Consider the following 8,888-nt stretch of genomic DNA (forward strand, 5'->3'; position numbering starts at 1 on the left):
GGGCCAACGGCTTGGCCGCAAGTTGAGGCCGTGGTTTAGCGGGGGTTATTGCTCGGCATAGCCGAGCGCTGATGCCGGCATGTCCTGCGCGGGAGCGTCCTTGACGACGCTGGCCACCGCCGGTCCCCGCAATGCCGGAGCCGCGCCGGGTGCATCCGGCGTTCCGTTGATCATGTTGGAAAGTCCGCTGAATCCGGCCTGGGCGATCTTCCGCAGCACGAGGTCGTCGGCAGCCGACCACGCGTCGCGCCCGCCCTTGGCCGAGGTCGGTTCCTCGCCGGAGAGACGCAGCGCGCGCTGCTGGTTGGCGTCGTAGACGTCCCAGACCCAGGCGATCACGGTCTTGCCGCGCACCACCTGGGCGGAGAGGTAGCTGCGCACGCGATAGGCAGCCGTACCTTCGCGGGAGACCACGGACAGGCTGCGCAGCTTGGATTCGCTGTCGAGCACGCCGACCATGCGGTCGAACACTTGCGGAGGTGGCCCGTCGATCGATTCGAAGGCGATAGTGGCCCCGCTGCCGGCGCTCGGCGCCATCGCATAGGAATTGGCGGCACTGCCGCCGCCGCCGGCGCAGCCGCCCAGCGCGGCCGCCGCCACCAGCAGCATGACCGCCAGCACGCGCGAACCCGCGCGGCGGAAGATGAATGACGCGTCCCTCATTATGGAAGGCAGCGATATCGTTAAAATCGATTAAGGTCTAGGGCAGGCGCGACACATCCCCACTGTCATTCCGGGGGCGATGCGCAAGCATCGAACCCGGAATCCATTTCGCCGCGTGAATTGCCGCACGATGGATTCCGGGTTCTCGCTTCGCGAGCCCCGGAATGACACGGGGTTGCCCCTGTGTTCACCCATCCAGCGCAATCGCGTGAACGTGACGGCCGTAATCCGGCTCCTTGCGATGGACCGAACGCCGATAGCTGAAGAAGCGCTCGTCGGCGTAAGTATCGAGGCCGAGATCGTCGATCATCAGGATGCCTGCGGCCTCGAGCCGCTTGCGGATGTAGCCGGCGAGATCGAACATCGCGTGGCCCTCGCGCACCGAGGGGATGAAGAACACAGTGTTCTCGGCATCCTGTTCGATGAAGCGCGCGACGAACTCGTTGCCGACCTCGTAGCTGTCCTGGCGGATCAAGGGGCCGATCGCGGCGATGATGCCGCCGCGCGTGGCGCCGAGCTGCTCCATCGCCGCGATGGTGGAATCCAGCACGCCCGTCAGTGCGCCCTTCCACCCCGCATGCGCGCCACCGATCACGCGCGCCTGGGGATCGACGAACAGCACCGGCCCGCAATCGGCGGTGGAGACGCCGAGCGCGATGCCTGGCGTCTTCGTCACCAGCGCATCGCCCTTCGGCCGTGGCCCGCTCGGCCACGGTGCCTCGGCAACCAGCACGTCGGGCGAATGGATCTGGTGCAGGCTGAGGAAGCGCTCGGGCGCAACGCCGACATGCTCGGCCATGCGGCGCCGGTTCTCGGCGACCAGGGTCTGATCGTCGTTGGAGCCGAGCCCGCCGTTCAGCGCGGAATAAATGCCGCCGGAGACGCCGCCTTCGCGGGTGAAGAAGGCATGGCGCAGGCCGGGCACGGCCGACAGCAGCGACGAAGCTATCGTCATGAGGCCTCTCCTGTCTGTTCGAGATCGCTGAGGCCGGCAAGGCTTGCCAGCCGCGGCTCCGAGATGCCGAGCACCTTGAACATCGAGCCCATGCCGCCACGCCCGGTATCGGTCAGGCGCTTGAGCGCCACCGAAATGTCGGTGGCGACGTCGGGCGCTGCTTTCTGCATCAAGGCGGCGGCGCGGGTGTCGATGCCGATCCGCTTGAGGAAGTCGCCTTGCGTGACCGGCCCATGCACGCGCGCGCCGACGTCCTCGGCCGCGCGCGCCAGCGCCTGGAAGTCGACATGGGCGGTGACGTCGGCCTGGCCCGGCGCCTTCAAGGGATCGGCGAAGGTGTGGCGCGCAATCGCCTGGAACGTGTCGCCGGCGTCGCTGCGGAGGTGGCCGTAATCGATGATCAGCGCCGCGCCGTCCTGGTCGCGCACGCGCGTGGCAAGCTTCATGATCTCGCCGTCGGGGCGCCACTCGAACACGGCGCCGATGGGGGCGGCGCGCACCAGGGGCGGCAACAGCACGTCGAAGCGAGGCGTCGGCTCCGGCGCCGCGCCGAACTGAAGCTTGCCGTTGGGATCGATCTCGATCACGCGCTCGTGCCAGCCGTTCTCGAGCCGGACCATCTGGTGGATCGGCAGCACGTCGAAATATTCGTTGGCGAGGATGATGCTGGGGCCCTCCGGCACCTCGTCGATGCTGTCGTGCCAGGCGATGTTGCGCACGTTGGCGAGCGTCGCGCTCTGCCGGTCCCGCAACACGGGATTGACCTCGACCATGTGGATGTGGAGCGCCTGGTAGAGCGGGGGCAGCACGCGGAGCGCGCGCAGCGCATCCGCCATCATGGTGCCGCGGCCGGGGCCGAGCTCGATCAGCCGAAGGAACTGCGGCGAGCCCATCTGCTTCCAGACCGAGGCGGTCCACAACCCCAACAGCTCGCCGAACATCTGGCTGACTTCGGGCGCCGTGGTGAAGTCGCCCTCGCGCCCGAGCGGATCGCGCGAGACGTAATAGCCGTAGCGCGGATGCATCAGGCACAGTTCCATGTACCGCCAGACCGGCATCGGCCCGGAAGATTTGATCAGCGCCTTGATCTCGTTGAGCAGCGGCTGGTCGGTCACGGCGATCTTCTCGAAATGAATTAACGAATGGCCTGGACGGGCGTCGGCGCACCGCGCCTCACTGCCAATACAATAAGAATGAGGCCGACGATAAGCATCGGGATCGACAGCAGCATGCCCATGGTTAATCCGCCCCAGAGAAAACCGAGCTGCGCGTCCGGCTCGCGGAAATGCTCGCCGGCGATGCGGGCCAGGCCATAGACCAGGATGAAGGCGCCGAGGATCATGCCGGGGCGCTTCAAGGCACCGAACCGGATCATGATCGCGAGCACCGTGAACAGCAGGATGCCCTCCATGCCGGCTTGGTAGAGCTGGCTCGGATGCCGCGGCAACTGCGTCGGATCGTTGGGGAAGATGATCGCCCAGGGCAGGGTCGGGTCGGTGGCGCGGCCCCACAATTCGCCGTTGATGAAATTGGCGATGCGTCCGAGCAACAGCCCGACCGGGGCGACCGCGGTGGTGATGTCGCCGAGCGACAGGATCGAGATGCCATTGCGCCAGGCGAACCACATCACCGCGACGACGCAGCCGAGGAAGCCGCCGTGGAACGACATCCCGCCCTCCCACAACTTAAAGATCGCGGCGGGATGATCGATGAAGAAGGGCAGGTTGTAGAACAGCACGTAGCCGGCGCGGCCCCCCACGATGATGCCGAGCGTGACCCACAGGATGAAGTCGTCGATCTGAAGCAGCGAGATCGGCGCGGGTCCGCCCCACAGGCGTTCGCTCTTCAGCAGCGCGCGGGCATAAAGCCAGCCGAACACGATGCCGCAGATATAGGCCAAGGCATACCATTTGATCGCGAACGGACCGATCTCGAGCGCGATCGGGTTGAAGGCGGGGAAGTCGATGAGCAGAAACGGCATCGCGCCTTCTGTGTCCAAGCGGGATCGCGGCGGTCGGCGCCGGCAGACGCCCCGTGATTCCTCTTATGCAGGGACGTTGAATACGATTGCAAGGAAACCGGCGCATGACAAGGATACCGCCGCTTCGCCCTTGAACCGGCCCCGTCGGATTGCCATTGTCATTCTGCGTGTTCGCGCAAAGTTTATCGGAGGCCCACAATGACCCAGACCAACAACCGGTTTTTCGACGAGATCGGCCGCCTGATGAACGACGCCGCCGGTGCTGCCCAGGGCGTCAAGCGCGAGTTCGACTCCGTGATGCGCAGCCAGGCCGAAAAATTCCTGCGCGACATGGACCTCGTCAAGCGCGAGGAGTTCGAGGCGGTCAAGGACATGGCGCGCCTGGCACGCGAGGAGAACGAAGCCCTGAAGGCGCGGATCGCAGCCCTGGAGGCGAGGCTCGGGGGGACCCCGACGTCGTAAAGCGCAGTCTCTCTGACCAACCCCCTCCAAGGGAGGGTGCCAGCCCATTCTCCTTGTCATTTCCGCAGCTTCCGGGTAAAAGCCCGCCACGTCCGCGGCCCCCGCACCCCTGGAGGCTTGCTGTGGACTATGCCATGGGCCGCCTTGCGGCCCATTAACTTTTGCAAAAACAAGGACTTAACGACATGGCGACGACCGTCAAGGAATTGAAGGCGACCGCACGTCCGAAGAGCGGCAAGGGGGCCGCCCGGGCTGAGCGTCGCGCCGGGCGAGTGCCCGGAGTGATCTACGGCAACAACCAGCCCCCGCTGACGATCTCGATCGAGGATCGTGAACTGCGCCAGCGCATCCTTGCCGGCCGGTTCCTGACCACGCTGGTCGACATCGACCTCGAGGGCAAGAAGCACCGCGTCATTCCGCGCGACTATCACCTCGATCCGGTCAAGGACTTCCCGATCCATGTCGACTTCATGCGGCTGGGCGAAGGCGCCACCATCCGCATCAGCGTTCCCCTGCACGTGGTGAAGGCCGAAACCTCTCCGGGCGTGAAGCGCGGCGGTACCGTCAACATCGTCGCCCACGCGATCGAGCTCGAATGCGGCGTCGAGAGCATCCCGCAATATATCGAGGCCGATGTCGGCTCGCTCGAGATCGGTCACTCCCTGCATCTGGCCGACGTCAAGCTACCGGCCGGCGTCAAGGCGCTGACCCGCGAGGACGCGACCCTCGTCACCATCGTGCCGCCGTCCGGTTACGCCGAAGAGCAGAAGGCCGCTGCTGCGGCTGCCGCTGCTGGTGCGGCCCCGGGCGCTGCGGCTGCTCCGGCCGCTGGTGCTGCGGCTCCGGCTGCTGCTGCTCCTGCTGCTGCCAAGGCTCCCGCCGGCGGCGACAAGAAGAAGTAATCTCTCGAAGCTGGCGCGCGGTCCTTGACCGCGCGCCGAGCGGGGGGCGCGCCGCGTCATGCGACTCTTTGTTGGGCTCGGCAATCCCGGCGCGAAATACGCACGTAACCGGCACAATATCGGCTTCATGGCCGTCGACGAGATCGCGCGGCGTCATGGTTTTGCGCCGTGGCGCCGCCGCTTTCAGGGCGAGACCTCGGAAGGTGCGCTCGGCACCGAGCGCGTGATCCTGCTCAAGCCCACGACCTACATGAACGAGTCCGGACGCAGCGTTCAGGAAGCGGCGAGCTTCTTCAAGATCGCGACCAGCGACACCACCGTGTTCCACGACGAGCTCGAGCTGCCGCCAGGCAAGGTGCGGGTGAAGATCGGCGGCGGCATTGCCGGCCACAACGGCCTGCGCTCGATCTCGGCGCATATCGGCAACGATTATCGCCGCGTGCGCCTCGGCATCGGTCATCCCGGCGTCAAGGAGCTGGTGCACGGCCATGTGCTGTCGGACTTCGCCAAGGCCGACAACGAATGGGTGACGACGCTCTGCGACGCGGTGGCCGAGCACGCCGCACTGCTTGCCAAGGGCACGGACGCAACCTTCGCCAACAGGGTGCATCTGGCCATGCAGGCGAAGGGGTTTTTGACCAAGGACGAGAACGGCAAGGAATAGCACCTGTCATCGCCGGACTTGATCCGGCGAACCATCCTTCGAAGACGATGGATGCGCGGATCAAGCCCGCGCATGACGAGTTCGAAAGACATTTGCGCGCGAAGCGCGGAGGCCAGGACCACCATGGGATTCAAATGCGGGATCGTCGGATTGCCCAATGTCGGCAAGTCGACCTTGTTCAATGCGCTGACCGAGACGGCCGCGGCGCAGGCCGCGAACTATCCGTTCTGCACCATCGAGCCGAATGTCGGCGAGGTCGCCGTGCCCGATCCCAGGCTCGACAAGCTCGCGGCCATCGCCAAGTCGGGCCAGATCATCCCGACCCGGCTGACCTTCGTCGACATCGCCGGCCTCGTGCGCGGCGCCTCCAAGGGCGAAGGCCTCGGCAACCAGTTCCTCGCCAATATCCGCGAGGTCGACGCCATCGCGCATGTGGTTCGCTGCTTTGAAGATTCCGACATCACCCATGTCGAAGGCAAGATCGCCCCGCTCGCGGACATCGAGACCATCGAGACCGAGCTGATGCTCGCCGACCTAGACAGCCTCGAGAAGCGCGTCGACAATCTCACCAAGAAGGCCAAGGGCAACGACAAGGACGCCAAGGAGCAGCTCGATCTCGTCAACCGCACCCTGGTGCTCTTGCGCGAAGGCAAGCCCGCGCGCCTCGTCGAGCGCAAGGCGGAGGAGGAGCGGGCCTTCTCGATGCTCGGCCTGCTGTCGTCCAAGCCCGTGCTCTATGTCTGCAACGTCGAGGAAGGCTCGGCCGCGACCGGCAACGCCTTCTCCAAGGCGGTCGAGGAGCAGGCGGCGAAGGAGGGCGCAGTTGCCGTCGTCATCTCCGCCAAGATCGAATCCGAGATCGCGACCATCTCGCGTGACGAGCGCGCGGACTTCCTGGAGACTTTGGGCCTCGAAGAAGCCGGCCTCGACCGCCTGATCCGTGCCGGCTACACCCTGCTCGACCTCATCACATATTTCACGGTGGGCCCGAAGGAAGCGCGCGCCTGGACCATCCATCGCGGCACCAAGGCGCCGGCGGCGGCCGGTGTGATCCACACCGATTTTGAGAAGGGTTTTATCCGCGCCGAGACCATCGCGTATGACGATTACGTCGCGCTCGGCGGCGAAGCCGGTGCCCGCGATGCCGGCAAGCTCCGCCTCGAAGGCAAGGACTACGTCGTCGCCGATGGCGACGTGATGCATTTCAGGTTTAATACGTAGGCGCTGGTCATTCCGGGGCGCGCGAAGCGCGAGCCCGGAATCCATCTATACGCTTGTTCTGTGGCTCAATGGATTCCGGGCTCGCCTCTTCGAGGCGCCCCGGAATGACGGGCTACCGCATCCCTGATCCCTGGTCCCGGATCGCGCCGAGATGCTCGTTGATGCGGAAGACGATCAGGATCAGCTCCGCGACGATGCGCGAGAACACGATGCCGACCACGACGCTGGCGATCGACGACAGCAGCACCAGGAAGCCGCCGAACGGGCTGATCGCCATCGCAGCCAACCCTGAGAAGATGCCGGAGAGCCCGAACAGGCAGATCAGCGCGATCACCAGCCAGTAGAAGGTCTTGATGATCGTCGGCGTGATGAAGCGGTCCCACTGGAACAGGTCGCTGAATGAGAACATTGCTCTCCCCAAGGCAAATCGCAAGGCAAATCGGGACTTCAAATCGGGCTTCGGCCGTCGATCGATCCGACTCAAATCAACGCCGATCTCAAGTATGTAGCACGAGCCATGCGGGCCGGCGGGTTGAGATTGCCGCAAAGTGCGGCCACAATCTGTCATTCCCGCAAAGCTTTCCCGAGATGACCCTGACCTTCGAAGATTTCCCGCCTGGCCGGTTCGGAACGTTCGGCCCGCGCCACGTCACCCGCGACGAGATATTGGCCTTTGCCGCCGAGTTCGATCCGCAGCCGATGCACCTCGACGAGGCGGCAGCAGCTGAGAGCATGCTGCGCGGCCTGTCCGGTTCGGGCTGGCACCTGTGCTCGCTGATGATGCGGATGATGGCCGACGGCTTCATCACCCGCGCCGCGTCGCTGGGATCTCCCGGCGTCGACGAGGTGCGCTGGCTGTCGCCGCTGCGGCCTGGCGACGATCTCACGCTCGACGTCGATGTCCTGGAAGCGCGGGCCTCGAAGAGCCGACCTGAGCTCGGCATCGTCAAGTTCAAATGCACCGCGCGCAATGCGGCGGGGCAGGCGCTCGCCGAGATGATCTCGCCGATCCTGATCAAGCGGCGCGAGGGAGCGGCCTGATGCGGTTCTTCGACGACATCGCGATCGGTCAGCGCCGCGAGATCGGCGCCTATACGTTCACGGCGGAAAAGATCAAGACCTTCGCCGCCAAGTTCGATCCGCAACGCTTTCACCTCGACGAGGAGGAGGGCAAGAACTCGCTGTTCGGCGGGCTCGCGGCCTCGGGCTGGCATGTCGGCTCGGCCTGCATGAGCCTGCTTGTCGCCGACGGCCAGCGTCTGGCTCGCGAGGCCGCCTCGCGCGGCGAGGAGGTCGCCGTGTGGGGCCCGTCGCCGGGTTTTCGCGACCTGCGCTGGATCAGGCCGGTGCTCGCCGGCGACACCGTCTCTTACGTCAACGTCGTCATCGACAAGCGCACCTCGGCCTCCCGTCCCGGCTGGGGCATTTTGACGGCCCGCACCACCGGCACCAACCAGCGCGGCGAGGAGGTCTATTCCATCACCGCCTCCGCCTTCGTGCCGCTGCGCAAGGGCGGTTAGATCTGTTCCAAGATGAACGGGCAAATGAGTGCGCGAGTGTTGCCCGCGCGCTATGGACGCGATTCCGGGTGGCTGCCATAAGCCTGCGCAACATGGTTACGGCGAAGCAGTTTCGCGGAACCAGTCAGTTGCTAACTAATTATGAACCTGTCGCTGTCTATTTGAAACGAATAGGCAGACGACAGGGGACGAGGACCATGGCTGATCGCGGCGCACTCAAATTTGTTGGATTCATCTTCGCGACCGCGACGCTGGCCGTGATGCTGGTCGCGGGCATGGTGGCGAAGGGCTACGCCGATGGCGCCTACACGCTGGAAGCCTCGACCGCGGAAGCGGCCCGGTAAGAATTCGTTAACGATCGCGGCCGGCATCCGGCCGCAGCTCAGCGGCTATAGACGAACGCCAGGATGGCGATCGCAACCGCCAGCAGCCCGACAAAGCGCAGCATGATCGTGCCGAATTGATTCGGCGCGGGCCGCAACGGGATCGGGTCCGTGGTGTCGGGCCGAATGCTTTCCAT

General features: G+C 65.3%; 13 protein-coding genes. 7 read left to right on the top strand and 6 right to left on the bottom strand.

Annotated features, from left to right (window positions below):
• Window positions 1-45: 45 nt before the first annotated feature.
• From I6F24_RS16545 to lgt, 4 genes are all read right to left on the bottom strand, one after another.
• Window positions 46-663 carry a hypothetical protein gene (locus I6F24_RS16545; RefSeq protein ID WP_225140470.1) on the bottom strand — a complete coding sequence of 206 codons (618 nt, stop codon included), beginning with the start codon at window positions 661-663 and terminating at the stop codon, window positions 46-48.
• A gap of 187 nt (window positions 664-850) precedes the next feature.
• Complete coding sequence (gene pgeF, locus I6F24_RS16550; RefSeq protein WP_225151012.1) at window positions 851-1,618, bottom strand: peptidoglycan editing factor PgeF; 768 nt, start codon at window positions 1,616-1,618, stop codon at window positions 851-853.
• Entirely contained in the window at window positions 1,615-2,733 is a 1,119-nt protein-coding gene (locus I6F24_RS16555) for an SAM-dependent methyltransferase (RefSeq protein ID WP_225151014.1), read from the bottom strand. The genes pgeF and I6F24_RS16555 overlap by 4 nt, the downstream gene beginning before the upstream one ends.
• Window positions 2,734-2,753: 20 nt before the next feature.
• Window positions 2,754-3,599 (bottom strand): prolipoprotein diacylglyceryl transferase, encoded by an 846-nt coding sequence (gene lgt / locus I6F24_RS16560; RefSeq protein ID WP_036027175.1) that lies wholly within the window; start codon window positions 3,597-3,599, stop codon window positions 2,754-2,756.
• Window positions 3,600-3,797: 198 nt separating this feature from the next.
• Between lgt and I6F24_RS16565 the strand changes: the two genes are divergently transcribed.
• The 4 genes from I6F24_RS16565 to ychF all read left to right on the top strand — a co-directional run bounded on the left by I6F24_RS16565 (window position 3,798) and on the right by ychF (window position 6,848).
• The gene (locus I6F24_RS16565; RefSeq protein WP_225151016.1) at window positions 3,798-4,061 is read left to right on the top strand and encodes an accessory factor UbiK family protein; all 264 of its coding nucleotides are present in this window, start codon (window positions 3,798-3,800) and stop codon (window positions 4,059-4,061) included.
• A 185-nt stretch (window positions 4,062-4,246) separates the two neighbouring features.
• Window positions 4,247-4,963, top strand: a complete 717-nt coding sequence (locus I6F24_RS16570) for a 50S ribosomal protein L25/general stress protein Ctc (RefSeq protein WP_128264798.1) — start codon at window positions 4,247-4,249, stop codon at window positions 4,961-4,963.
• A 58-nt stretch (window positions 4,964-5,021) separates the two neighbouring features.
• Entirely contained in the window at window positions 5,022-5,627 is a 606-nt protein-coding gene (pth, locus tag I6F24_RS16575; protein WP_225133874.1) for an aminoacyl-tRNA hydrolase, read from the top strand.
• Between the two features lie 123 nt (window positions 5,628-5,750).
• Complete coding sequence (gene ychF, locus I6F24_RS16580) at window positions 5,751-6,848, top strand: redox-regulated ATPase YchF (RefSeq protein ID WP_057027687.1); 1,098 nt, start codon at window positions 5,751-5,753, stop codon at window positions 6,846-6,848.
• Between the two features lie 112 nt (window positions 6,849-6,960).
• Here ychF and I6F24_RS16585 read toward each other — a convergent pair whose 3' ends face one another.
• Entirely contained in the window at window positions 6,961-7,257 is a 297-nt protein-coding gene (locus tag I6F24_RS16585; RefSeq protein ID WP_028134403.1) for a DUF4282 domain-containing protein, read from the bottom strand.
• A 179-nt stretch (window positions 7,258-7,436) separates the two neighbouring features.
• On the opposite strand from I6F24_RS16585, the gene I6F24_RS16590 reads away from it, so the two are divergent.
• The 3 genes from I6F24_RS16590 (at window position 7,437) to I6F24_RS16600 (ending at window position 8,712) form a co-directional block, all read left to right on the top strand.
• Window positions 7,437-7,889: a MaoC family dehydratase gene (locus I6F24_RS16590; protein WP_057027688.1), complete on the top strand. Its 453-nt coding sequence runs from the start codon at window positions 7,437-7,439 to the stop codon at window positions 7,887-7,889.
• A complete protein-coding gene (locus I6F24_RS16595) occupies window positions 7,889-8,368 on the top strand; it encodes a MaoC family dehydratase (protein ID WP_225151018.1) in 480 nt (159 codons plus the stop codon). Before I6F24_RS16590 ends, I6F24_RS16595 begins: the two co-directional genes overlap by 1 nt.
• 197 nt (window positions 8,369-8,565) lie before the next feature.
• Window positions 8,566-8,712, top strand: a complete 147-nt coding sequence (locus tag I6F24_RS16600; RefSeq protein ID WP_036009412.1) for a hypothetical protein — start codon at window positions 8,566-8,568, stop codon at window positions 8,710-8,712.
• Between the two features lie 38 nt (window positions 8,713-8,750).
• Here I6F24_RS16600 and I6F24_RS16605 read toward each other — a convergent pair whose 3' ends face one another.
• The gene (locus tag I6F24_RS16605; protein WP_007614812.1) at window positions 8,751-8,888 is read right to left on the bottom strand and encodes a hypothetical protein; all 138 of its coding nucleotides are present in this window, start codon (window positions 8,886-8,888) and stop codon (window positions 8,751-8,753) included.

Origin of the sequence: Bradyrhizobium sp. BRP23 (genome assembly GCF_020194135.1) — a bacterium.
In the GTDB taxonomy this organism is placed as follows: domain Bacteria; phylum Pseudomonadota; class Alphaproteobacteria; order Rhizobiales; family Xanthobacteraceae; genus Bradyrhizobium; species Bradyrhizobium yuanmingense.